Source organism: Psychrobacter sp. KFRI-CH2-11, assembly GCF_038239325.1.
In the GTDB taxonomy this organism is placed as follows: domain Bacteria; phylum Pseudomonadota; class Gammaproteobacteria; order Pseudomonadales; family Moraxellaceae; genus Psychrobacter; species Psychrobacter celer.
In genome coordinates, this window is sequence record NZ_CP151283.1 from 296,572 (window position 1) to 320,106 (window position 23,535).

Annotated in this window: 20 protein-coding genes; 10 read left to right on the forward strand and 10 right to left on the reverse strand. The window is 48.3% G+C overall.

Annotation, left to right across the window (positions count from 1 at the left end; genetic code table 11):
- The first annotated feature begins 196 nt into the window (after nt 1-196).
- Nucleotides 197-1,693 (forward strand): alanine/glycine:cation symporter family protein, encoded by a 1,497-nt coding sequence (locus AADH33_RS01275; protein WP_075102512.1) that lies wholly within the window; start codon nt 197-199, stop codon nt 1,691-1,693.
- Between the two features lie 128 nt (nt 1,694-1,821).
- Here the strand turns inward: AADH33_RS01275 and AADH33_RS01280 are convergent, their stop codons facing one another.
- Nucleotides 1,822-3,459 (reverse strand): electron transfer flavoprotein-ubiquinone oxidoreductase, encoded by a 1,638-nt coding sequence (locus tag AADH33_RS01280; RefSeq protein ID WP_348549932.1) that lies wholly within the window; start codon nt 3,457-3,459, stop codon nt 1,822-1,824.
- Nucleotides 3,460-4,014: 555 nt separating this feature from the next.
- Between AADH33_RS01280 and AADH33_RS01285 the strand changes: the two genes are divergently transcribed.
- The 4 genes from AADH33_RS01285 to AADH33_RS01300 all read left to right on the forward strand — a co-directional run bounded on the left by AADH33_RS01285 (nt 4,015) and on the right by AADH33_RS01300 (nt 7,855).
- Nucleotides 4,015-4,767 carry a DUF1285 domain-containing protein gene (locus AADH33_RS01285; protein WP_348549299.1) on the forward strand — a complete coding sequence of 251 codons (753 nt, stop codon included), beginning with the start codon at nt 4,015-4,017 and terminating at the stop codon, nt 4,765-4,767.
- Nucleotides 4,768-4,963: 196 nt separating this feature from the next.
- Nucleotides 4,964-6,013 (forward strand): glutamate racemase, encoded by a 1,050-nt coding sequence (gene murI, locus AADH33_RS01290; RefSeq protein WP_348549300.1) that lies wholly within the window; start codon nt 4,964-4,966, stop codon nt 6,011-6,013.
- Nucleotides 6,014-6,199: 186 nt separating this feature from the next.
- Nucleotides 6,200-7,228, forward strand: a complete 1,029-nt coding sequence (locus tag AADH33_RS01295) for a DUF4062 domain-containing protein (protein WP_348549301.1) — start codon at nt 6,200-6,202, stop codon at nt 7,226-7,228.
- A 327-nt stretch (nt 7,229-7,555) separates the two neighbouring features.
- Nucleotides 7,556-7,855 carry a hypothetical protein gene (locus tag AADH33_RS01300; RefSeq protein WP_348549302.1) on the forward strand — a complete coding sequence of 100 codons (300 nt, stop codon included), beginning with the start codon at nt 7,556-7,558 and terminating at the stop codon, nt 7,853-7,855.
- Nucleotides 7,856-8,029: 174 nt separating this feature from the next.
- Here the strand turns inward: AADH33_RS01300 and AADH33_RS01305 are convergent, their stop codons facing one another.
- The 4 genes from AADH33_RS01305 to msrA all read right to left on the reverse strand — a co-directional run bounded on the left by AADH33_RS01305 (nt 8,030) and on the right by msrA (nt 11,267).
- Nucleotides 8,030-9,511 carry a lytic murein transglycosylase gene (locus tag AADH33_RS01305; RefSeq protein ID WP_348549303.1) on the reverse strand — a complete coding sequence of 494 codons (1,482 nt, stop codon included), beginning with the start codon at nt 9,509-9,511 and terminating at the stop codon, nt 8,030-8,032.
- A gap of 240 nt (nt 9,512-9,751) precedes the next feature.
- Nucleotides 9,752-10,465 carry a DUF1499 domain-containing protein gene (locus AADH33_RS01310; RefSeq protein WP_348549304.1) on the reverse strand — a complete coding sequence of 238 codons (714 nt, stop codon included), beginning with the start codon at nt 10,463-10,465 and terminating at the stop codon, nt 9,752-9,754.
- A 19-nt stretch (nt 10,466-10,484) separates the two neighbouring features.
- Nucleotides 10,485-10,745, reverse strand: a complete 261-nt coding sequence (locus AADH33_RS13165; protein WP_350339868.1) for a hypothetical protein — start codon at nt 10,743-10,745, stop codon at nt 10,485-10,487.
- Nucleotides 10,746-11,267 (reverse strand): peptide-methionine (S)-S-oxide reductase MsrA, encoded by a 522-nt coding sequence (msrA, locus tag AADH33_RS01315; RefSeq protein ID WP_348549305.1) that lies wholly within the window; start codon nt 11,265-11,267, stop codon nt 10,746-10,748.
- A gap of 289 nt (nt 11,268-11,556) precedes the next feature.
- On the opposite strand from msrA, the gene cmoA reads away from it, so the two are divergent.
- Nucleotides 11,557-12,333, forward strand: coding sequence for a carboxy-S-adenosyl-L-methionine synthase CmoA (cmoA, locus tag AADH33_RS01320; RefSeq protein WP_348549306.1), 777 nt, complete (start codon nt 11,557-11,559; stop codon nt 12,331-12,333).
- A 60-nt stretch (nt 12,334-12,393) separates the two neighbouring features.
- Nucleotides 12,394-13,425, forward strand: coding sequence for a tRNA 5-methoxyuridine(34)/uridine 5-oxyacetic acid(34) synthase CmoB (gene cmoB / locus AADH33_RS01325; RefSeq protein ID WP_348549307.1), 1,032 nt, complete (start codon nt 12,394-12,396; stop codon nt 13,423-13,425).
- Nucleotides 13,426-13,521: 96 nt separating this feature from the next.
- On the opposite strand, the gene AADH33_RS01330 is transcribed toward cmoB, so the two are convergent.
- Nucleotides 13,522-13,740 carry a DUF2788 domain-containing protein gene (locus tag AADH33_RS01330; RefSeq protein WP_075102521.1) on the reverse strand — a complete coding sequence of 73 codons (219 nt, stop codon included), beginning with the start codon at nt 13,738-13,740 and terminating at the stop codon, nt 13,522-13,524.
- A 477-nt stretch (nt 13,741-14,217) separates the two neighbouring features.
- Here AADH33_RS01330 and argS point away from each other — a divergent pair, with 477 nt between their 5' ends.
- The 3 genes from argS to AADH33_RS01345 all read left to right on the forward strand — a co-directional run bounded on the left by argS (nt 14,218) and on the right by AADH33_RS01345 (nt 18,267).
- Nucleotides 14,218-16,047 carry an arginine--tRNA ligase gene (gene argS, locus AADH33_RS01335; protein WP_348549308.1) on the forward strand — a complete coding sequence of 610 codons (1,830 nt, stop codon included), beginning with the start codon at nt 14,218-14,220 and terminating at the stop codon, nt 16,045-16,047.
- A gap of 64 nt (nt 16,048-16,111) precedes the next feature.
- On the forward strand, nt 16,112-16,933 hold the full coding sequence (locus tag AADH33_RS01340; RefSeq protein WP_348549309.1) for an SPOR domain-containing protein: 822 nt from the start codon (nt 16,112-16,114) through the stop codon (nt 16,931-16,933).
- A 242-nt stretch (nt 16,934-17,175) separates the two neighbouring features.
- Nucleotides 17,176-18,267, forward strand: a complete 1,092-nt coding sequence (locus tag AADH33_RS01345; RefSeq protein WP_348549310.1) for a PTS transporter subunit IIC — start codon at nt 17,176-17,178, stop codon at nt 18,265-18,267.
- A gap of 99 nt (nt 18,268-18,366) precedes the next feature.
- Here the strand turns inward: AADH33_RS01345 and AADH33_RS01350 are convergent, their stop codons facing one another.
- From AADH33_RS01350 to clpP, 4 genes are all read right to left on the reverse strand, one after another.
- A complete protein-coding gene (locus tag AADH33_RS01350; protein WP_348549311.1) occupies nt 18,367-19,311 on the reverse strand; it encodes a c-type cytochrome in 945 nt (314 codons plus the stop codon).
- 514 nt (nt 19,312-19,825) lie between these two features.
- The gene (locus AADH33_RS01355) at nt 19,826-20,839 is read right to left on the reverse strand and encodes an SDR family NAD(P)-dependent oxidoreductase (protein ID WP_348549312.1); all 1,014 of its coding nucleotides are present in this window, start codon (nt 20,837-20,839) and stop codon (nt 19,826-19,828) included.
- A gap of 329 nt (nt 20,840-21,168) precedes the next feature.
- On the reverse strand, nt 21,169-22,440 hold the full coding sequence (gene clpX / locus AADH33_RS01360) for an ATP-dependent protease ATP-binding subunit ClpX (protein WP_100749003.1): 1,272 nt from the start codon (nt 22,438-22,440) through the stop codon (nt 21,169-21,171).
- Between the two features lie 132 nt (nt 22,441-22,572).
- Nucleotides 22,573-23,211 (reverse strand): ATP-dependent Clp endopeptidase proteolytic subunit ClpP, encoded by a 639-nt coding sequence (gene clpP, locus AADH33_RS01365; protein ID WP_172953052.1) that lies wholly within the window; start codon nt 23,209-23,211, stop codon nt 22,573-22,575.
- Nucleotides 23,212-23,535: the final 324 nt, after the last annotated feature.

Here is a 23,535-nt window from a genome sequence, read left to right on the forward strand (position 1 = left end):
GAGGAGCCTGCAGTATTTATTTTAAAAATAAATATCTTGAATCGATAAGTAAACGTGATGGTCGTGGCGCACCGAATCTCTATAAAATGCACAGCAGATTTGACGACTGAGCATGGTATGCTGGTTTTAATAGCGTTTATTTGATATAAAACGCAAAAAATAAGCAAGTTTTAAAAAATATTCACGAGGAGTTGATATGAGTGAAGGGATAGTAGGGTGGTTTAACAGCCTCGTAAATTATGGTGTCAGTATTATCTGGGGGAACAACGATTGGTTGATTGCCAGTAACCCTTGGTATGGTCTGCTGATGTTTGTACTGATTGGCGCAGGTCTGTATTTTACTGTCGTGACACGTTTTATTCAGTTTCGCCACTTTGGTCATATGTGGAAGCTATTGCGCGTCTCCAACCAAGGACGCAAAAATGGCGGTATCAGCTCATTTGAAGCATTGATGACGTCGCTGGCGGCGCGTGTGGGTACGGGTAACTTGGCAGGGGTTGCGATTGCGATTTATCTCGGTGGCCCAGGTGCAGTGTTTTGGATGTGGATGACCGCGCTGGTTGGTATGTCGACCAGCTTTATCGAATCGACGCTCGCCCAAGCATACAAAGTTCCTCACAACGACAATGTGTATCGCGGCGGACCGGCCTACTATATCGAAAAAGGCTTGGGTAAACGCTGGCTTGCGATATTTTTCTCACTGTGTCTGCTCGTGGCCTTTGGTCTTGCTTTCAATGGCGTACAGTCCAACACCATCGCACAAGCGACCAATGAAGCCTTTGGCGTGCCAACATGGATGACAGGCCTTGTATTGGTGGCACTGGTCGCGCCTGTGGTGTTTGGAGGGTTGCGCTCGGTGGCTCGTATCGCGGGCAAAATCGTCCCTATCATGGCGATTTTGTATATTTTATTGGCACTGTTTATTATCATCACTAACTTTAGCCAATTCCCAGCTGCCATCGCCTTGATTGTAAAATCAGCTTTCGGATTTGAGCAAGCAGCGGGCGGGGTCATCGGTTATGGTATCGCTCAGGCGATGATCAACGGTATCAAACGCGGACTGTTTTCTAACGAAGCAGGCATGGGGTCGGCACCCAATGCGGCAGCTACGGCTAAAAGCCATCCTGACCATCCCGCGGTGCAAGGATTTATGCAAATGCTCGGCGTGTTTATGGATACGCTGGTGATCTGTACCGCAACGGCTTCTATCATCATTTTGTCAGGCGTGGTCGACCCCAATGTCGAGCAAGAAGGTATTCAGCTGACGCAGCTGGCGTTGTCGCAGTACGTGGGTGATTTGGGTATTATCTTTGTCGCCATTGCCATTTTCTTCTTTTCTTTTACTTCTATTATTGCCAACTACAGCTATGGCGAGTCAAACCTTGAGTTTATCTCAGGCGCCAAAAACGCCAAAGTGATGATCATGATATTCCGCTTTATGGTATTGGGAATGGTGTTTATTGGTGCCATCGCCAGCTTGCCTGCGATTTGGAACTTTGCGGATTTATCCATGGGTATGATGGCACTCGTCAACTTGGTGGCTATTTTGCTCTTGTCTCCTGTGGCGCTACGCATACTGCGTGACTACGAGCGTCAAATCAAAGAAGGCAAATCAGGTACGCAAATCAAATTTGACCCTGATGATTTTGTCAAATTAAAAGACGAAGCCAACCGTGACGCTTGGACAGATTAAGATGGGTTGTCGCGTCATTTAATTGAGACATTGAATGTATAAGTATTAAAAAACCGCCCTTATAAATTAAGGGCGGTTTTTTATTGTTCAGCGGTGAGCAGATGACTGCTCAAGGCTCTCTAACACCATTACATGTTTGGATAGTTCGGGCCACCGCCGCCTTCTGGTGTGACCCAAGTGATGTTTTGCGATGGATCTTTGATATCACAAGTCTTACAGTGTACGCAGTTTTGCGCGTTGATGACGAATTTTGCGCCTTCGGCATCCTTGACCACTTCATAGACGCCCGCTGGGCAGTACAAACGCGCAGGCTCGGCATAGAGAGGCAGGTTGATCGATACTGGCACCGTTGGGTCAGTGAGCTTAAGATGTGTTGGCTGATCTTCTGCGTGGTTGGTATTAGAGATAAATACCGATGACAGCTTATCAAATACCAGCTTACCATCTGGTTTTAGGTAGGTCGGCTGATAGGCATGGTTGGCACGCTCTAGCTGATCATAGTCAGGGATGTTGTCATGCAGGGTCAGTGGCATTTTACCTTTTAATAGATTGTGCTCGATAAAGGTAAAGGCGCCGCCCATAAACAGACCCATGCGATGTATCGCAGGGGAGAAGTTGCGTGACTCATAGTTGTCTTGATATAACCACGACTCTTTATACATAGTGGTATAAGCCACCACTTCGTCGTGCTGGCGGTCAGCTTGCAGCGCCTCAAAAATCGCCTCAGCCGCGAGCATGCCTGATTTCATCGAGGTGTGCGTGCCTTTGATTTTGGCTGGGTTTAAGAAACCAGCATTGTCACCGACCAACACGCCGCCTGGGAAGGTGAATTTTGGTAGAGAGTTTAAGCCACCTTTGGTCAGGGCGCGCGCACCATAGGAAATACGCTTGCCGCCTTCTAAGACGTTTTTGATAACAGGGTGCGTCTTTAAGCGCTGCATTTCATCAAACGGCGACATATATGGGTTGTGATAAGACAAATCTGCCACCAGACCAAAGCTGACTTGGTTGTTTTCGTCGAAATACAACCACCAGCCACCCGTCGAGCCAGTTTCGGTCAATGGCCAGCCAAGACCGTGCATGACCACGCCTTGCTCATGTTTTTCAGGTGCCACTTCCCACAGCTCTTTTAGACCGATACCATAATGCTGAGGATCAGCGTCTTTATCGAGACTAAAACGGCTGATTAAACGTTTGCCCAAGTGACCGCGGCTACCTTCAGCAAAGATGGTGTATTTGGCCAGTAGCTCATAGCCTGGCTCAAAGCTTGGCTTGGCCTCGCCGTCAGCCGCCACACCCATATCGCCTGTCAAAATACCACGTACTGAGCCGTCATCATTGTATAAGATATCGGCGGCAGGGAAGCCTGGGAACATCATCACTTCTAGCTCTTCTGCCTGTACGGCAAGCCAGCGCACCACATTGCCTAGCGAGACGATATAGTTGCCATCGTTGTGCATCGGTGCTGGGATTAAAGGGTCAGGTACTTTGGTCGAGCGCGTGGCTGAATTGAGATAATAAAAACGATCTTCGGTCGCAGGTACGTTGAGCGGGGCGCCTTTTTCTTTCCAGTCAGGGATGAGCTCATTGAGTGCGCGTGGCTCGATGACTGCGCCAGACAAGGTATGAGCGCCAAACTCAGAGCCTTTTTCGACCACACAAACCATAAACTCATCATTGCCCGCCTCAATGGCAAGCTGACGCAGACGAATAGCCGCAGACAAGCCTGCAGGACCGCCGCCGACGATGATGACATCAAACTCCATAGACTCGCGTTCTATCTCAGGCTCTGCAGCCACGCTTTGTGCTTGCACGTCTTGCTCGACCGTATCTGTCGCTACCGTATCGCCATCAACGACTGGCTTTTGATTGTCTTGCTCTTGCATACCTACTCCTAAACTTATGGTGGCTTATCTCAGGGCATCATTAGCTTAACAATTAAATAATAGACTTGTGGCGCTAACGTCACTCGACATATGGCTGCCCGATAAAAACTGTCTGCGCCGTATCAATAACAATGAGCTGGGCTCTTTGCGAAAAACCATTTATGCAAAGATATCAACGCTTTAAAAAACGTCTCATTGATACAGCACCCACTTAACCATGTAAATAAAAACACGTAAATGAAAAATCGTTACTCATTATAAAAGAAAAGTCCTACAAACACGATACGCATTTGTGAGTATCGATGTTAAGGTAAAATTAAAATAATGAGCTAATTATGATGATTGATTGACGACAAAGATTCATCATACCTGAAACTAAAATTTATAGTCATGATAGATTTGCCAAACTTTGCATACTAGATAGGAAATCATAAGATGGATAGCCATAACAAGCAAGCCAATAAACCCCAAAACGATACGCCGCAAGCCCCAAACGACGTGCCATCAGACCTAAATAGTATGGACGCATTGAGCCAGTATCTAAAGACCACTGCTGGGGCGCGCGAGGGGCGAGCCATACCGCCACTAGAGCGCTGGCATCCTGAGCAAGTGACGGATATGGATTTGGTGATCAAGGCAAATGGCGAGTGGTGGCACGAAGGCGGGCAAATGACCAGAGAGTCATTGGTGAGTCTGTTTGCCACGATTTTGTGGAAAGAAGAAAATCAGGGCAAAACAGAGTATTTTTTAAAGACGCCTGTGCAAAAAATTCGTATTCAAGTTGAAGATGCGCCGTTATTGATCAACGATGTGGGTATCGTTGAGGAGGCAGGCCAGCGCTGGTTGGAGTTTACCACGACCACAGGCGATGTCGTTCGCCTAGATGACGAGCACAAAATCGTCTTAAAGGCGTATAATCCTAATGTACCAGACAAACATGCCGAGAGTCAGCCTCAGGCCAGCAGCGCTCAAGCCAATAATGCACAAAACGCCAAAGACCACCATCAGCAACAAGCCGCCGAGCAGCAAATACGTCCGTATATGCCCGTCAGACAGGGCTTGATGGCACTGATCGGCCGCAATACGTTTTATCATTTGGCTGAGATTGGTGAGCTGACAGAGCAAAACGGCGAGACGATATTAACCTTACAAAGTGGCGGGCAATGCTATCAATTATCGATGCCTTAAGGTACCAATTTTTAAAAGACCAATGCTTTTTTAAGCCATCAAAGGCTTAAATTCTTGCTACTTTGTAGCAAAAACAATAAATAGCAAAGCGCGACAGTATATGTGTAGCAGTTTGATTGACTACCGACAAGTCACGCAATCAGCAGTATAAAGATACCGATATGACCAAAAAAACGACAGTACAGCCATGAAGGGTATGAGCAAAAATGACGCGCTAAACGTGGATAGGGTGCATCCTGAGGCTGTGCTAGCCAAACACATGAAGACTGCGGCTATCCGGCAGGCCGCTGCTCATGCGGTGGCAGCTGAGGCAACGACTTATCATGCCGACCCAAGCGCACCGATAGGCTTGTTTGACTCGGGGGTAGGCGGTCTGTCTGTGTATCTGCATCTGGCCGAGCAGCTGCCTGCTGAGCGCTATGTCTATTATGCCGATACGCTACATGTCCCTTATGGTAATCGTGACAGCACTGATATTGAGAGGCTGACATTAAGAGCGATCGAGTGGCTGTATCAGCAAGGCTGTAAACTTATCGTTATCGCGTGCAACAGTGCCTCTGCCTATGCGCTAGAGACGGCTAGGCGTTGTTATCCGCAGATGCCTATTGTGGGATTGGTGCCAGCATTAAAACCGGCGGTACTGGCCAGCACTACCCATCGCGTGGCAGTGCTGGCGACCAAGGCGACCTTAAATGGTGCGTTACTAAACAAGGTTATCGATGCGTTTGCCCTGCCCAATAATATAGAGGTGACTAAGTACTTTGACCCCCTGCTAGTGCCATGGGTAGAGGCGGGCATGCCAGAGGCGGACGAGACCGCGCGGCGTTTACGTCAGCAGCTTACGGTCTTTGCGCAAGCTGGTATCGATCAGTTGGTCCTTGGGTGCACGCATTATCCGTTTTTTAAAGGTTTTTTGTTGGAGGAAATTGCGCGACAGCAGTTATCGATACAGGTGGTGGACTCAGGACAGGCGATTGCAGAGCGGGTCAAGCAGCTGCTACTGAGCAATCAGCTATTGGTAAGTGCTAATATTAAGGGCAATGGCAATAACCATATCAATGAATACTGCAATGATGATAGCGAGAATGACAGCAACGCTCACCGAGCGATAGCGACAAACCATCAAATATCGCCTGTTGTTCGACTGCCGTTGACTTTTTATGCCAGCAAATATGATGATACGTTGGGCGCTTTGATAAAACAATTGGTCGGACAAGAGACCGTTTTGCAATACGCTTCTAAATAAGTGCTATTATGGAGTTTCTGATCAGCGGTTTGAGTGTCAGGCGCGCCTATATGACGATGAAGCTGCTGTAGTCGAAATAAAATAATTCCATTTCTATAAGTTTATGCTAGTCTGTGCAAAACAAGATATTTGTGCTTTATTTTATCTGCTCGTTACTTATGTCATGACTGAAGCTTAGAGGTGATTGTGCCAAACCGTCGCTATCATATCCACGTCATATGCGCTGATAATGATCAATTGCTGGTACTGGACAACCTAGCGATATTTTTTCAGGCGCGCGCTTTTTTGACTTATGATGTGTCAAGCCAACTGTCAAAGGCGTCGGTATATGGGCGTCAATGCATCGATTCCTGTGACTATGCGTTGATGGTAATCGGTGATAGCTACGGTACCGTACAAAAAACCGGCGTCAGCCAAATGCATTTGAGCTATCTAAATGCCAAAGCCAAGCTCAAGCCTCTACTGGTCTTAATCAAAAACCAGCCGCCAGACAGCGCCATCAGCCGCCAGTTACAAGAATTTATCAACGCAGTGACCAAGCAAGACAATCGCATATACTATTATGACAATGCTGATGAAATCGAAAGCCTGCTGGTACAAGCCTATTACACCATCATTGCTGCGCATAAAGTCACGGGCGGCTGGATAAAGGCCAGTGACGAGGTCATTGAGTTTAGCAAACAAGCTACTACGCAAAAAACCGCTGAGCGGCCGTCCGCCAAAAAAGCCATCAACAAACACAGCCTGACCCAACATAATCTTGCCTACCCTCATGAGCAGCCCAAAGCCAGCTTTGCAGAAGATAATGTCAGTAACCTCATCGTTTTGACAGAGTCCTTTGAGATCTCTTATAGTGCGCAAGCCTATGCAGGGGGTAACCTGACAGATGTGACACGGCCGATGACGCTGACATGGCAAGAGGTGCTGATTGCCTTATCAAAAATTCCCTCGACGTTCTCTAGCTATGGTCTACAAACCGCCATCAACCGACTGATAGCATCAAAAGCTGAAGCAGACGTCAAGCAAGACATGCCAGATGTCCATGCGGTTGCGCGCTGTCAGATATCACAAGACGACTTAAACGTCTTGCAGCGTCAGCTGGTCAGTGCCAATTGGATACAGCTGACCACCTATGGGACACGGGTATCGCAGGAGCTATGGAAGCTGACTTTTTATGCAAAAAACTTGCTAAAAAACACCTCATCTCAGTCTTAATCTGCCTTTTTTACATTCTTCTCTTCTTTGGTAGCTTGTTTTTCTCAGTCGTCCTCCAGCAGTAGCTGTCTCGAGCAGATATACTGCAAGCATCTGCGCGCGTGACTACGTTTTGTAATACAAAGCATACGTGGCAGTGGTTGTGAATCCAAGCAGGACTGGTGATAATAAGAATCATGAGTCAGCGCACGTTCAGTTGATAGCCGAAGACCATGAACGAAATAACGACAATGACTAAAGAACAAAATCACTAAAACGATAACACATCATACAACAGCGCTGAGATACGTATCATTGACGATCACTGAATAATTAAGGAGAGTAGACATGAGCAACTCTAAATATGATGAACGAAACCATGAAATCGACGGCTTAGAAAAAGCCATGCATGATGCCGATCAGTTTCGTACCCTAGAAGAGCAAGTGGCCGACATGAAGCGCCGCGGCATCGACCCTAGCCAAGCCTACAAAGACTTGGATAGAAAAGAAGAAGATGCGGATTGGGGTGATGAGACGTGGAAAGAAAATGGCAAATGGAAGCCAAAAACTCCTGCTGACCTAGACGACAAGGCACGGGAAAACTGGGATGGCGACAATGGTAAGCCCAATCCGCCGCCTATCGTATAACACCGCGTCACTATGATCAAAGGATCAAAACGTAGGTTTGTCAAAAAGACAAGGCTAAAGACTTATCTATTAAATGTACTGTCCTAAAGGTCTCGTCCTAAAACACATAAAAAGGCCACGCTGGCTATAGCGTGGCCTTTTTGCTATCAGGGGGAGAGCGCTAAAACCTAGCGGTTATGAGCCTTCATCAATACGTACCAGCTTGATAGTACCGTCGCTGCCGATCACGCGGCGATAGCGCGGGTTGCTAGACGTAGAGGGCTGCGGTGACTGAGAGTAAGCGCTTGGCGCGGTGGTCTGCTGCTGGATCAATTGGCCCATACGATCGGTGGGTGCTGGGTTTAAAAGCTGACTATTAACGGACGGATTGCCGGCTGGTTGGCCATATTGATTACCATACTGGCTTTGGCGAGGGGCGGCACTACCAACGATGGTACGATAAAATTTTTGCCCTGCACGGCCATCAGCAGGGAAGATACCGCGGCTGGTTTGGTATTGCTGAATAGCCGTACGAGTGTTGTCACCGATGATGCCGTCGACACCGCCAATATCATAGCCAGCATCAAGCAGTGCTTGCTGAATGTCTTTGGCTTGTTGGCGGCTGATACCTGGGTCATCTGTGGGCCACGCAGTGATAAAGTCCGTCTTGCTGCTGTCTTCGCGCGTGATCAGATCTGACAAGTGCGCGATGGCCAATGCGTAGTTTTCTGACGCGTTATACGAGTAAAAGGTATCAAAGTTTTTACCAACCAAAAACGCCGGCCCTTCTATACCAGCTGGTAATAGCAGTCCTGCACTACTCAAATCATAGGGCAGCGGGCTACCATTTGCCAATGTCAGACCTTGGCTGCGCCAGTGACTCATGGATTTTTTGTTTTTACGATTGGACGCCGCCCAGTAGCCATCAGGGAGTTTGACTTCATAACCCCACGGCTCCCCTGTACGATAGCCACGGTTGTCCAAAAAGTTGGCGGTAGAGGCTAGCGCATCAGGGACGCTATTGACGAGGTCGCGGCGACCATCGCCATCAAAGTCGACGGCCAGCTCCAAAAAGGTGCTCGGCATAAACTGCGTTTGCCCAAAGGCGCCAGCCCACGAGCCTGTCATGTCGTTTGGTGCAATATCACCGCGTTGGACGATTTTGAGCGCGTTGGCAAACTCCCCCTGAAAGTAGCTTTGGCGACGATCAAAGCAGGAGAGAGTCGCTAAGGATTCAAATAGCGGTTTTTTACCTAGTGTCTGACCAAAGTTGGACTCCACGCCCCAGACGCCAAGGACGTGCTCGGCTTTTACGCCATAGCGCGATTCAATTTGGCGCAGCGTATCACGCCATTGGTGCTTGGCACGAATACCATCTTCGACGCGCTCTTTGTCCACCAGCGCCGATAGGTAATCCCAGACATCTTTTTGAAACTCGGGCTGATAGTTAAGCGACTGAATAACGCTAGGATCAGGCTGAGCTGGGCGATAGTTGTTGAAGGTAAAGCTGTCTACGCCGCGAAACTTACTAGAGCCTTTTAGCCTATCTAGACACTGCTGAAACTCGCTATTGGACAAGTCTGGCGCTGGTGGTTTGGCCGCTTGGGCAGTGCTGGCAGAGCTCAGACCAATAGCCGCAGCCAGCATGGATAGGGTCGAAAGAGGAGTCAAACGCATGAGAATATCCTATAAACGTCAAAATTATTATGAGAAGTGGCGATGGGACGTGATGATAAGTAATGGTTATAAATAAGAGCGATCAATAAAACAGCATAAAGCGCAAAACCGTCATATTTACTTAGAGTAACTAATCTACATAATAAAGAAAAGCGGTCGCAGCACCCTGTTACTATAAATTGACGTAGGTGTGAGGTTGCAAGCGATTTTTGCTGCGTACCAAGCTTCTAAAGGATGTCGCTACGACTCTAAAACCTTATCCAGCTCTTTGATAAAACGACGAATACGCTCTGCATTTTTGCCCAAATCGCTGCCACCAATTCGTGATTTACTACGAATATCGACCAGCCGCTTGCTACCTGCATCGGTGATACGTATCACCACATCGTCCTGAAAACCAAACCAAGGCGTCGTATCTGTCGCCTCTACAATACCGGTGTCTGCGTCTATCACCACCAGCTCCCAGCCCAGATTGCTGGCGGTTTGTTCGCAGGCTGTGAGCAGCGTAGATTTGGATTGTGGGTAGCTTAATGTGCTCAAGTCAGGATAGGCGATGCGCTGCTGTGCTGCGCTCTCGGTGCCAGAGTATGTCGCAGGGTTTGGCGCGTCAGCCCGCAAAGGAATGATGGCCACAAATTTAGGCGGGTTGGTAAGGTCGGTTGAAATATCATGAATGGGGGGTACGCTTTTGGCTTTGTGCAGCATGGTGAGCGGTATGAGGATCGAGCTGCTCGCTAGCAGCATAGTGATGACAGTGGTGCGAAAGCTAAGCGTGTGGCGTTTGAATAACGCTTGTAATAGCAACATGATCAGTGCCGCACCGCCTGCGAGCATCGCCAAGCTAAATCCGGCAAAGGCGGTACCCAAATCCACGACGCCATATTTATATAATGGCCCTGGCAGTACGACCAATAACAAACCCATCAGGCTGACGAAGCTGATAAAAATTTTCATCAAATCTCTCTATGATTGTCTATTGCTGTGAGTAGCCAGCCATGCTCTGTGACAGATAGATCAGGCATAGAGCCGATAGTAGCAGAGGTGTTTCTACTTCATCAATCTGATAATACTGTCCATAATACTGCTGAATGCTTGCTTCATCTACTGAGAAGGGCGGTCCGTCTTTTTTATCTTGATCATAAATAAGTATGAGTAATAACTGCGACCCATAACGTGATGGTACGTCCTGCCAGCTGACCTTTAGCCGAATGATGCACCCGTGATGGCGCGTCAGTTAATTGACCATATATTCGCTAAACTCTTTACGCAGTTTGGCAAGTTTGGGCGGGATGGCAAAGTTGCAGTAGGCTTGGCCTGGGTTTCTATTAAAAAAGTCTTGGTGCGACTCTTCAGCCTTATAAAACGTCATAGCAGGATGGACTTCTGTGACGACGTTGACGCCCATATCGCGCAGTTTGTTGATGGTGCGATCGACGGTTGGTTTTTGCTCATCGTCTGTATAGAACACCACGCTACGATATTGACTGCCGACATCATTGCCTTGACGATCTTTGGTTGTGGGGTCGTGAGTGGCAAAAAACACATCAAGTATCACCTCCAAAGGGACAACAGTGTCATCAAAATAGACCTTGATAACCTCCACATGACCTGTAGTGCCGCTACAGACGGCCTCATAGTTGGCCGATACCGCGTCGCCGCCCATATAGCCTGATGTCACGGACGCTACGCCTTTTACGGACAAAAAGACCGATTCGGTGCACCAAAAGCAGCCACCGCCTAAGATAATGGTTTGCATAATTTTTCCTATTATTATAAAGAGATGATCAGGTTATATAATCACTTCACTCTAAAAGTGACATAGCGCTACTAGTGTAAATGTTGGTCGCAGACGGTCATTTTTCAACTTTCAACGACCTGCTTAAAGACTCTATCAACTCAATGATACGGTTAGTTTAACGACTGCTTCAATCATCAATTGATTGCCCTTAGCATGACCTATTTAGCTTAGCAGGGCATCTGATGGCGATAAGTAACAAACAGTAATGTTATAATGGGCTTTTGCTATTATCAAAACGAGTCGCCCCATGAGCCAATCCAATCCTGCCACTATCAAGCATGACACTTTATTTACCACACCTCTCGATAAAGCGGCGCGCTTTTCTTTTGATGAGCAGGTGGTGGCGTGTTTTCCAGATATGATTCGTCGTAGTGTACCAGGTTATGGGCAGGTGCTGGCGATGTTGCCTATCTTTGCTCGGCGTCATTGCAAGTACCGTCAGCAAGGCGGTGATGGCCGCCGTGTCAGCCGTGTGTATGATTTGGGCTGCTCACTTGGTGCGGCTAGCATGGCGCTGGCTGGGGAGTTTGCGCCGCAGGATTTACAGATTAAAGCGATAGATATCTCGCCTGCGATGACCACAAAAGCGGCGACTGTGCTCAATGATAACTATCCTGAGCACGATATCGAAGTCGTCACCGCCGATATCCGCGATGTGACACTTGAGCCATGCGATATGGTGATTTTAAATTTAACGCTACAGTTTTTGCCAGCCGCCGATAGAGTGGCAGTGTTAGAGAATATCTATAACGCACTGAGCGAGGGCGGTATATTGGTGTTGACCGAGAAAACCCATGCGTTTGATGAGCAGTATGATGCGTGGTTGGTTGAGCGCTATTATGACTTTAAGCGCGCTAATGGCTATACCGAGATGGAAATCAGCGGCAAGCGTAATGCGCTAGAAAACGTCCTTATCACCGATACCTTAGACGGGCACCATCAGCGTTTGGATAAGGTGGGTTTTGCACGGCATCTGACGTGGTTTCAGTTTTTGAACTTTGTCTCGATTGTGGCGTTTAAATAGCCTTTCTTTGAGGACGCAATTTTTAACCTTACTTTTTGATCCACATGGTAATTCGCTTTTATGCTTAATGACACTATCTTGCGCGCCGAACGTGAGCTGTATTTGACCTTGCTAACACTTGCGCAGCAGCAGCCGACGGCTTATGAGTGGCTGACCCAATTGCCAACATGGCTGGGTGCCATCAAAGACAAAGCCAACTATGCGCACGCACCGGCTTATCAGGCGTCGGTGGCGCGTTTGCCAGAATTGGTCGTTGATGCTGTCCATCTAGACACTGATGTGTTGACCATTGAGGCAAGTCTGAATGACTCGCAGCGCAAGCAAACAACGGCGCTGTTAAAGCAGCTGATGCCGTGGCGCAAAGGGCCGTTTCAGATCGGTGGTCAAATCGGCGATGATGCGTCAGGTATCAAGATCGATACCGAGTGGCGCAGTGACTGGAAATGGCAGCGAGTTGCGCCGCACTTGGGCACCTTAAAAGGACGACGCGTGCTCGATGTTGGCGGCGGCTCTGGGTATCATGGCTGGCGTATGGCAGGGGCTGGCGCGGAGACGGTCATTATCATCGATCCCTCTTGCTTGTTTTATCATCAGTTTATGGCGATTCGGCATTTTGTCGGCGCGGCTGATAGTTATAAAACGCATTATATCCCCGTCCCACTCGAAGCCTTACCTGAGCATAGTCAGCTATTTGACACGGTGTTTAGTATGGGGGTGCTCTATCATCGCCAGTCACCCTTTGAGCATTTGCAACAGCTAAAGGGGCAGCTGGTCAAAGGCGGCGAGCTGGTGCTTGAGACGTTGGTAATCGAAGGCGACGCCAATACTGTACTGGTGCCGCATGACCGCTATGCGCAGATGAATAATGTGTACTTTTTACCCTCTGTTGCAGCGTTAATCGGCTGGCTTGAAAAAGCAGGGTTTACAGACGTGCGCTGCGTCGATGTGGCTATGACTTCGACCAGTGAGCAGCGCCAAACCGAATGGATGACGTATCACTCTTTAGCAGATTTTTTAGATCCTAATGACCGAACAAAAACTGTAGAAGGCTATCCTGCCCCGATGCGTGCAACCATTATTGCCAAAAAATAGCACAGTAAAACAGTGCAGTGTTTAGTCGCTGTTTAGCCGCTTCGAACCCATTTGGATGACTGTCGGTTGAATTGAGGATATGCCCTAGAGCGTTGGTTAGATTAACCATCTCTCAAAGGCGACCTCTAATAAGAGCTTGAGTAAAAAGCCCACAAACCCAGCACCCAGTGCCAAAAAGATCCAAAACGTCCCAGCGCGTCCAGCCTCAGATTTTTTAGAGATGTCCCACATAATAAAAAATAAAAAGGCGATAAATATTGGTAGTAAGACGTACAATCCCCAGCTGGTGATGGTACTAGCAGCAATAGCAAACATAAAATAGTCCTATAAAGTGGTGACGCGTTGTCTGATTGTCTTTATTATTTTATCGTCTGGATGATGACAGGCGACTCGGCTCCGATGGGACGTATTGCTTCACTACAGCAAGACAGCAATACAAACCATCATTATAGCGTGGAATGTATTGGGTATAAACTACCGTAAAGCCTTGGACAACAGTAACGCTACAATCTTAAAGCGGGTGTTTTGCCACGCTTAGCGCAGTGCGCGCCGTCTTTATCAGATAGCCAATGCTGAGGGGCAAATTGGGCTTAAAGTGTTGTATTTTGACACTAATTTCATCGTAAATAGTGCAATACAGCACAAAGATTGTTATATTTATAGGTTACTTGTTTTTTAGTATTAATGTCTCTTTTGCCTAGCCTGTCGTTATTATAATAATCCCATATCGACTGCTCGCATTCGTCATGTTTTATACCGTTTTTGTTGTTTATTTAACTGAGTTTATACCCTATGTCACAAGCCCAAATCGATACCTTAACCGCATTATTTGACCAAGCTGTTCAAACCTTACAGGCGCAAGACATCTTGCCTGCTGATTGGCAAAACAATAGCCAGATTACCCGTACCAAGGATTTGAGCCATGGTGATTTTGCCAGTAACATCGCGCTGACGGCAGCCAAAGCAGCCAAGAGTAATCCGCGTATGCTGGCTGAAAAAATCGTCGCCGCGTTGCCTGATAATCAAGACATTCGCCAAGTCGAAATCGCCGGCCCTGGTTTTATCAATGTGTTTTTGAACAGCGATGCCAAGTTTGCAGTATTGGCAGATATCTTTGAGCTACAAGACCGCTTTGGTCTAAGCGAGCAATTTGCCGGGCAAAAAATCCAAGTCGAGTTTGTCTCTGCCAACCCAACCTCAAGCCTGCATGTCGGTCATGGTCGCGGCGCAGCGTTCGGTATGAGCGTGGCCAATTTGTTAGAGGCGGTGGGGTATGACGTCACGCGTGAATACTACGTCAATGATGCCGGTCGCCAAATGGATATTTTGGCAACCAGCACCTACTTGCGTTATTTGCAGATCAACGGCGAGCAGGTGACTTTTCCGGTCAATGGCTATCAAGGCGAGTATGTCCGAGATATCGCACAGACTCTAAAGGTGCAGCATGGTGACAGCTATGTTCATCCTTTCGCTGACGTCGCCAAAGACGTACCAGCAGATGCTATCTTTGATACCAATGCCGATGGCGAAAAAACACTGGTATCAGGCGACAAAGAAGCGCATATCGATGGTCTGATTGCCAATAGCAAATCCTTGCTAGGTGAGGGTTATGAGCTGTTTTTAGACGCGGCGCTGAGCAGTATCTTGGCGGATATCAAAGATGATTTAAATGACTTTGGGGTGCGTTATGAGTGCTGGTTTAGCGAGCGCTCAATCGATAGCGAGATCGAGCCCGTCTTACAGATACTAGACGACAAAGGCTATCTGTATGAAAAAGACGGCAATATTTGGTTTAAATCGACCGATTTTGGTGATGAAAAAGACCGAGTGGTACGCCGCGCCAATGGGCAAACGACGTACTTTGCCTCTGATATTGCTTATCATAAAAACAAGTTTGACCGCGGCTTTGATAAAGTCATCAACGTCTGGGGCGCAGACCACCATGGTTATGTCCCGCGGGTAAAAGCGGCGCTGACTGCGCTTGGCATCGATGAGGCGCGCCTCGATGTGGTATTGGTACAGTTTGTGGCCTTATGGCGCGGTAGTGAAAAAGTACAAATGTCGTCACGCTCAGGTAAATTTGTCACCTTGCGCGAGCTGCGCTCTGAGGTGGGTAACGATGCGGCGCGTTTTTATTATGTGGCGCGTAAGCCTGAAGTGCATGTGGACTTTGATCTGGAGCTGGCCAAGTCGCAAAGTAAAGACAACCAAGTCTATTACATTCAGTACGCGCATGCGCGTGTCTGCCGCGTGTTAGAGAAGCTTGAAAACAGTGGTTTTTTGGTAGATGATGCCATCGGTCAGGCGCAGCAAACGAGGCTAAGCGCTCCGAACGAAGATGAGTTGATCAAGCTGCTAGCAGGCTATCCTGCGACCTTGGCGCGCGCGGCGACTGGCTACGAGCCGCACGTCTTGACCAATTATCTAAAAGAGCTGGCGGCGCTGTTTCATGGCTGGTACGACAGCAACCGCATCTTGCCGGTGAGCTTGACATCAGGTGAGACACCGAGCACTGATGAGATGGCATTGATGCAGGCGCGTCTACGGTTGTCAAAAGCGGTGCGTCAAGTATTGTCCAACGGACTTAATTTATTAGGGTTGTCTGCCCCGTCTAGCATGTAGTATAAAGAGACGGCTGATAAGCGTAATTTAATGATAGTTAAATTCAGTAGGGAGAACCAGATCCATGCTAGCCAAAAAACCTAAAGGCGCGACCGAAAAGCGCAAAACCAGTAGTGTGTCAGGCTTATTATGGATGTTCGTCGGGGCGATACTGACCTTGATGATTGGGGTGTTTATCTACCTCTCGCCATTGTTTGATTTTAGTCCAGCAGATAGTGCCGCCGGCGATGACCCAGACCGTCAGGTACAGCCGCGTGTCGATACCGACACGGATAATGGTGATTATGAGTTTTATGACATATTGCCCAGTCAAGAAATGGCGACGATTCCTGATGAAGACATCGCCGAGGTGGGCAACAGTGCAATAGGCGATATCAATGCCTTTGAGCCGGATGTGGTCGTCACTCAGCCGCAGGATAGTAGCGCCAGTCGTGATGATGAGTCAGGCAATTTCGGTATCGCGGATGGTACAGCGACAGCGCCTAATCAGGGCAATGGCGCGGCAACTGGCGAAAACAGTGATGAGATTGTCATTGTCGAAGAAGACGCCACTTACGATGGCCCTGCGCCTACTAGCAATAGTAATGGCGCTAACCGTAGCAATAACTCAGGTGCCGGGACCGCTAGCGTACAGGCCGCCAGACCGGCAGCTACCTACATTTTGCAGATCAATAGCTTTGGTGATGCTGATGAAGCAGATCGTCGCCGCGCCCAAGTACTGATGGCAGGTGTCGATGCAAGAGTGGTAAAAAACACCACAGGTAATGGTTTGCCCATCTATCAGGTCATCTCACGGCCGATGAATAATCGTCAAGCGGTGACTACCGCCCAGCAGCGCCTACAAAATAACGGCATCGACTCTATCATCGTCGAACAGCGCCGCTAGCATCGGCAGCTTAGGAGGATGACTCGTTTATAAACAAAGGCGTCGCTTACTGGTACGAGCGACGCCTTTTTTATCGTTTATTTTAGGGCATGTCTTCAAATCACTCGATAGCTATCTAAATGGGCTAAAATGGCCAAATTTTGCTAAACATCGTCAAATAGCTGGTCAATATCACGATATTAACGGCGCTATTTTCCTTGTTTGACCGCAATTTATCTCCAAAACTTACAAAGAGCATGGCTATGACTGTATCGCACGCAGTAGCACCCCAGGGTGTCATTAAGGCTTTTTTTCAAAAGTATTTTATTGATGCTTTTACTGGCATGGCGTTGGGCTTGTTTGTCACCTTGATAGCTGGTCTTATTATCTCGCAAATCGGTGGTTGGTTACATTTGCCAGCACTGGTGGCTGTCGGCAAGCTGGCTTCAGTCATGATGGGGGCGGGTATCGGCGTGGGTATTGCGTACTATCTAAAAGCACCGACGCTGGTGATGCTCAGCTGCTTGGTCGCTGGTATGCTCGGTGCCCACTCTGAGGCGCTAATGGCAGGGACGCTATTTACCGCTCAGGTAGGTGCTCCTGCGACTTTTGTCGCCATACCAGGCAATCCGATTGGCGCGTATTTGGCATCGGTATTTGCGTATCGCGCTGGTACATGGATCGCAGGTAAAACCAAACTCGATATCTTATTGGTGCCATTGGTGGTATGTAGTGTGGCGTTGCTGGTTTGTGCCCTTCTTAATCCGCCCATCGTCGCTGCCGTCAGCGCTATTGGACAAGGTATCCAAGCAGCCACTGAGCTGCAGCCGTTATTGATGGGGATTGTGATTGCTGTGGTGGTGGGGATTTTGTTGACACTTCCCACCTCCAGCGCGGCTATATGCATTGCTATCGGGCTTGGCGGGCTGGCAGGCGGTGCGGCGGTGGTGGGCTGCGCGGCGCACATGATCGGCTTTGCGGTAGCGAGCTTTAAGGACAACGGTGTCAGTGGGGTGATCTCTCAGGGGCTTGGCACCAGTATGCTACAAATTCCCAATGTACTAAAAAAACCACTAGTGCTATTGCCTGCGGTCACCGCGAGTGCCATCGTCGGCCCTATTGCGACCGTCGGCTTTGGGCTGGCATGTACCGCAACTGGCGCTGGCATGGGTACGGCGGGGTTGGTCGGGGTGTTTGGCGTCATCGAGGCCTCGCAAGGACTGATGAGCACCGCACAGCTATGGACGGCGATTGTGTTATTGATGTTTGTGCTGCCAGCCGTGATTGCCGGTGTGGTCGCTTATGTGATGCGGCGTATGGGCTGGCTGGTAGAAGGTGATATGAAGCTACCTTAAGTATTACTATGATGGTTATGCATACCGCAAAAAAGCCCAGTTTATTTATAGCTGGGCTTTTTATCTGAGTGCTTTTATTATCTAAACCACTGACCTTTATTAACGGCGTACATCAACAGGCGCGCCGCCTTTTGGCCAATCTTTGTCTTTGTTGGCTTTGACTGGGCGCGGCAAGTGGGTAAAGTAGCTGGCCACATCGATGGCTTCTTGATCGGTTAGGGTATTGCCTTGACCAAACGGCATTTTACCTTTGACAAAAGCTGCTGCCTTATAGGTACGCGCCATACCTGCGCCGTCGTTGAATGAATTTTCACCAGCGACGGCAGGATATACGTAGGTGCCGTCGTCATTGTATTGACCTTCACCATTGTCACCATGACAAGTGCTACAGGTCTTGGCAAATATCTCCTTTCCTTTGACGGGGTCAGGGGTCAGTGTGGTGTCGACCTTGACAAACCCACGGCCTTCTGGCGATACCCCAATCGGCATATCTTGTGATAGCCATGTCATATAAGAGATAAAGGCATTCATCTCCTCTGAATCTAGATCCAGTGGCGTGCCGTTCATCGAACGCTGAAAGCAGCCATTGACCCGTTCTTGTAGCGAGTTGACGCGAGCATCACGCGAGCGGTAAATCGGAAAGATACCCGGTAGGCCATTCCACGGTGCGGCATAGGCTTCTGAGCCATTGGCTAAGTGACAGCTGGTACAGTTGAGCTTGTTGCCGACGTTATTTGGCAGTTCTCGGTACGTGTGATTGGCAAGCTCCAACCCTCGGCGGACAGCGGCGCCATACTCATTATCAGGGATGGTCGACTCATCTGGCATGCTGATGTTTAGTTTGGCACCGGGGTTTGCGGCCATGTCGTTTTTAATCTCAGCGGCGCGTGCTTCAAGCGATTTGACGCGGGCAAGGGCTTCTGCTTCTTCGACACGGTCCACGGCCTTGGTTTCTGCGTCGCTACAGGCCGTGATGCCAGTGGCACCGACAGCCACGATAGTCGCCAACAAAAAAGGCGACGGTATTGCTAGAAATTTTTTCACTGGAATATCCTTATTATAAAAGATAATATCTGAATATGTATTTATATGGTAATTTAACCGTCATGCTGATAGAACTGTGCCTAATCTATGTTTGGAATAAGTGCTGCATCAATAAAAAATCAAGCCGGATATTTAGCCGGTAAATAACAATATAAATAGATAATAAGCAGTAAGTTGCTAGAAACATAATTGTAGCAAATATAACGTGTTAAAGTATATAAATACGTAAAGTGACCCAGATTATGCGCAAGCGTCTACTCGCAAATAAGGTCAAAATCGCCAATCATAAACGCAGTGCTATCGATAGCGACAAACCGAAAAAAGGCGCTTAACCACACATGAGTTAAGCGCCTTTTTGTGTCAATTCTAAGTAAAACCAGTAGGTAGTTTTATTACGTGCGATGAGTGTCAATTTTGCTTGCTGCGCCTACGCCGACAGAGACTCTGCCAAACTGCTCCCAGTCGTACTGTGTCTGTTTTATAGGAAGGCAACTCCAGATAGAATAAGAAAAAATTATCTGCCATGATTGGGGTTTTTGGCGCGTCGCGGTTTGAGTTTGCGTGAGAGTTTGTTGGCGTCGTTTAAAACTTGACTATATCGCGCTGGAAATATGCGCTGTACGGCATCGATCATTTTGGCATCGTTGCCAATCAGGCAGCGGCGCTGGTTGGTCGCTACCGCCTGCAAAATAAGCCAAGCGGCCTCACTGGCATCGAACTTCAAAAACTTATTAAAACTTCTGATGGCTTTGGGGCCAGTACGCATGCCGATGTCATTGATGCTGTCATTACCGCGTGCACTATTGGCAATGTTGGTTTTGATACCACCTGGATGGATACAGGTCGCTGATACGCCGCAGCGCTGGATATCGAGCTCTTGGCGCAAGCTTTCGGTAAAGCCGCGCACTGCAAACTTGCTGGCGTTATAGGCAGATTGTGAGGGTTGGGCGGTCAGTCCAAAGAGACTAGAGATATTGACGATATGACCATGCTTAGAAAACTGGCGGGCGTTTTTGTCTGTGTGGTTGCTATTGTCCGTTTCAGTGGCTTTGACACTATTTTTAATCAAAGGCAAAAACGCCTTGGTGCCATAGACCACACCCCAAAAATTAATATCCATCACCCATTCAAGCTCGCTGATGCTACTGCCTTCTACGGTAGAATACAGCGCCACGCCTGCATTGTTAAAGATAAAATTGACTTTGCCGTGCTCATTCATCACCGCCTCTGCCCAGGCTGCGACGGCTTTTTGGTCTGAAACGTCAAGTACCGTGGTGCAAGCGTCGATATCGTAGCCGCTGAGCAGCGCTTTGGTCTGCGCCAGCTGCTCAGGATTGATATCAGATAGGGCAAGGTGACAGCCCATTTTTGCCAAATGAATGGCCAGCTCACGGCCCATACCAGAGCCTGCGCCCGTGATAGCAGCGACATGATCGCGATAGTATGGCGCGATGTCGTGATTTTGTTGAGAGGCGATAGGAAGGTGGCGGCGTAGTGAGCTTGCCATAGTGGCCATGTGGTTGAGCATAATAAACAATCCTTTGTCATCATCATTCTGGTGGGTATCTAAACCTCATGTCGCAGGCGCGCTATCGCTACCAAAGATACGGGCTTAGATGGATAATCTACCTTAGCATGATTTATGCGTCTCCCTGACAAGGTTTGATAAACGCCGCTGTCATTTTTTATGGGTTTCTTATGGATTTTTTATACGTCTTTTGTGCGCTTGGGCATATATATTTATGCATACAGACGAGCCGACACAAAAAAGCGCCTGAGCATTGCTGCCAGACGCTTTTTTAGGATTATTGTCAAGATAGCCTACCACTTGTCCTGCTATCTTTGGTCATGCTCAGATTAAGCGATTTTAGGCGTTTTGCCTTCATTGATGACCGACTCATCGACCATCACGGTTTTGGCGTTTTTCATCGATGGTAGCTCATACATGGTTTCTAGCAAGGCGTTTTCTACGATAGAGCGCAGACCACGCGCGCCTGTTTTGCGCTCCATAGCCTTTTTGGCGATGGCGTCGAGGGCTTCTTTGGTAAACTCAATCTCAGCGCCTTCCATATCAAACAAATACTTGTACTGTTTGACCAACGCGTTTTTTGGCTCGGTCAAGATTTGCACCAGCGCTTCTTCATCCAGCTCTTCGAGCGCGGCAAGTACCGGCAGACGACCGATCAGCTCAGGAATCAAACCAAACTTAATCAAATCCTCAGGCTCGACTTGCTGAAGCAAATCTGAGCTACGGCGGCTGTCGTCTTTTGAGCTGACATCCGCATTGAAACCGATACCGCCCTTTTCGGTACGCTGCTGAATCACTTGGTCGAGGCCAGCGAACGCACCACCAACGATGATGAGGATGTTGCTGGTATCGACTTGAATCAGCTCTTGCTGTGGATGCTTACGGCCACCATGAGGCGGGATAGCAGCAACTGTACCTTCGATTAGCTTGAGTAGGGCTTGCTGTACGCCTTCGCCCGATACGTCGCGCGTGATAGACGGGTTGTCGCCTTTTTTGCTGATTTTATCAATCTCATCGATATAAATGATACCTTGCTCAGCTTTGCTCACATCATAGTCAGCCGCTTGCAGTAGTTTTTGCACGATGTTTTCGACATCTTCACCGACGTAGCCTGCTTCGGTCAAGGTAGTAGCATCGGCCATGGCAAAAGGCACGTCGAGCAGGCGCGCTAAGGTTTGCGCGAGCAGTGTCTTACCAGAGCCGGTCGGGCCAATCAGCAAGATATTGCTTTTTGCCAATTCAACCATGGCATCATCAGCGCCAATCTTGGCTGTTTTGTTGTCATTGGCCAAAGTCTGGCTGACTTTTAGTCGTTTATAATGGTTATAAACCGCCACTGCCAAGGCTTTTTTGGCCGCGTCCTGCCCGATGACATACTCATCAAGCTTGGCGCGTATCTCTTTTGGCGTTGGTAGTTTTTTATTGACCCACGAGGTGTCAATATCGCTATCGTCGCTCTGCTCGGCGCTGTCTGCGATTAAGTCGGTACATAGCTCGATGCACTCATTACAGATATTGGCGTCGTCAGAGGCAATGAGCTGTTGTACGTCACTTTTGGCTTTGCCACAAAATGAGCACTGTGGGGTGTTATCTTCTGCCATAAAAGGCGCTCCTAAAATTTAAAGCTTATAAGTATTCTGAGTATGTCCATCAATGCCCAAACAGCAAGTGCTCAGGCATAAAATGTAACAAAATGGCTGCGGATATCGCGATGATGGCGCGGCGCCCAAAGCCTACAACGAAGTCGGACGACGCTCTAGTACTTCATCGACCAGACCGTACTCTTTGGCTTCTTGCGCATCTAGCCAAAAGTCACGTTCGACGTCTTTTTCGATCTTCTCAAGCGGCTGGCCGGTGCGCTCAGCCAAAATGCGGTTTAGGCGATCACGGATTTTGAGGATTTCACGGGCATTAATCTCGATATCGGTCGCTTGACCTTGCGCGCCGCCTGATGGCTGGTGAATCATCACGCGTGCATTGGCAAGTGAGTAACGCTTGCCTTTTTGGCCTGCTGCCAATAGGAATGAACCCATGCTATACGCGCCGCCCATACAGATGGTCGATACCTCAGGCTGGATAAAGTTCATGGTATCAAAAATTGCCAAACCGGCACTGACTGAGCCGCCTGGTGAGTTGATGTATAAATGAATGTCTTTGTCTGGGTTTTCTGCTTCCAAAAATAGCAACTGAGCAACGATAAGATTGGCCATGTGGTCTTCGACTTGACCGGTCAAAAAGATCACACGCTCACGCAGCAAGCGCGAGAAAATATCAAACGAGCGCTCACCACGTGAAGACTGCTCGACCACCATGGGTACTAAAGCAGATTGCGGAGCGCTTTGGATGTTTTGTACGTCGTTGTGCGCACTCATCAACATATCAAAATGCGGGTTGGCGGTGATGCGATCATAATCTGTCATAAAGATGTCCTATGTATAAGTCCATAAAGTAAAGGGTTTGAGGGTAGCGAGTGGCCAAGCTTTGCTGACGGCTTATCATTGTAAATACGGCCGTTTATACCTAGTACGAGCCAGATGCCATAAAACTATCACCATAAAACCATCTAGGTGTCGCTAAAAAATAATTGAGCTAATGGTAACTTTTTTATTAAGGCAATAGTAACTTTTTAATGTGAAAATTGATAAATGACTGTCTATTAATAAGGCGTCTGCAACCATTTATCAAGGGGTTGGTCA

Excerpts from the sequence above, each read along its gene's own strand:
- AADH33_RS01275 (WP_075102512.1), top strand. The coding sequence starts at position 197 with ATGAGTGAAGGGATAGTAGGGTGGTTTAACAGCCTCGTAAATTATGGT.
- AADH33_RS01280 (WP_348549932.1), bottom strand. The coding sequence starts at position 3,459 with ATGGAGTTTGATGTCATCATCGTCGGCGGCGGTCCTGCAGGCTTGTCT.
- AADH33_RS01285 (WP_348549299.1), top strand. The coding sequence starts at position 4,015 with ATGGATAGCCATAACAAGCAAGCCAATAAACCCCAAAACGATACGCCG.
- murI (WP_348549300.1), top strand. The coding sequence starts at position 4,964 with ATGAGCAAAAATGACGCGCTAAACGTGGATAGGGTGCATCCTGAGGCT.
- AADH33_RS01300 (WP_348549302.1), top strand. The coding sequence starts at position 7,556 with ATGAGCAACTCTAAATATGATGAACGAAACCATGAAATCGACGGCTTA.
- AADH33_RS01305 (WP_348549303.1), bottom strand. The coding sequence starts at position 9,511 with ATGCGTTTGACTCCTCTTTCGACCCTATCCATGCTGGCTGCGGCTATT.
- AADH33_RS01310 (WP_348549304.1), bottom strand. The coding sequence starts at position 10,465 with ATGAAAATTTTTATCAGCTTCGTCAGCCTGATGGGTTTGTTATTGGTC.
- msrA (WP_348549305.1), bottom strand. The coding sequence starts at position 11,267 with ATGCAAACCATTATCTTAGGCGGTGGCTGCTTTTGGTGCACCGAATCG.
- cmoA (WP_348549306.1), top strand. The coding sequence starts at position 11,557 with ATGAGCCAATCCAATCCTGCCACTATCAAGCATGACACTTTATTTACC.
- cmoB (WP_348549307.1), top strand. The coding sequence starts at position 12,394 with ATGCTTAATGACACTATCTTGCGCGCCGAACGTGAGCTGTATTTGACC.
- AADH33_RS01330 (WP_075102521.1), bottom strand. The coding sequence starts at position 13,740 with ATGTTTGCTATTGCTGCTAGTACCATCACCAGCTGGGGATTGTACGTC.
- argS (WP_348549308.1), top strand. The coding sequence starts at position 14,218 with ATGTCACAAGCCCAAATCGATACCTTAACCGCATTATTTGACCAAGCT.
- AADH33_RS01340 (WP_348549309.1), top strand. The coding sequence starts at position 16,112 with ATGCTAGCCAAAAAACCTAAAGGCGCGACCGAAAAGCGCAAAACCAGT.
- AADH33_RS01345 (WP_348549310.1), top strand. The coding sequence starts at position 17,176 with ATGACTGTATCGCACGCAGTAGCACCCCAGGGTGTCATTAAGGCTTTT.
- AADH33_RS01355 (WP_348549312.1), bottom strand. The coding sequence starts at position 20,839 with ATGCTCAACCACATGGCCACTATGGCAAGCTCACTACGCCGCCACCTT.
- clpX (WP_100749003.1), bottom strand. The coding sequence starts at position 22,440 with ATGGCAGAAGATAACACCCCACAGTGCTCATTTTGTGGCAAAGCCAAA.
- clpP (WP_172953052.1), bottom strand. The coding sequence starts at position 23,211 with ATGAGTGCGCACAACGACGTACAAAACATCCAAAGCGCTCCGCAATCT.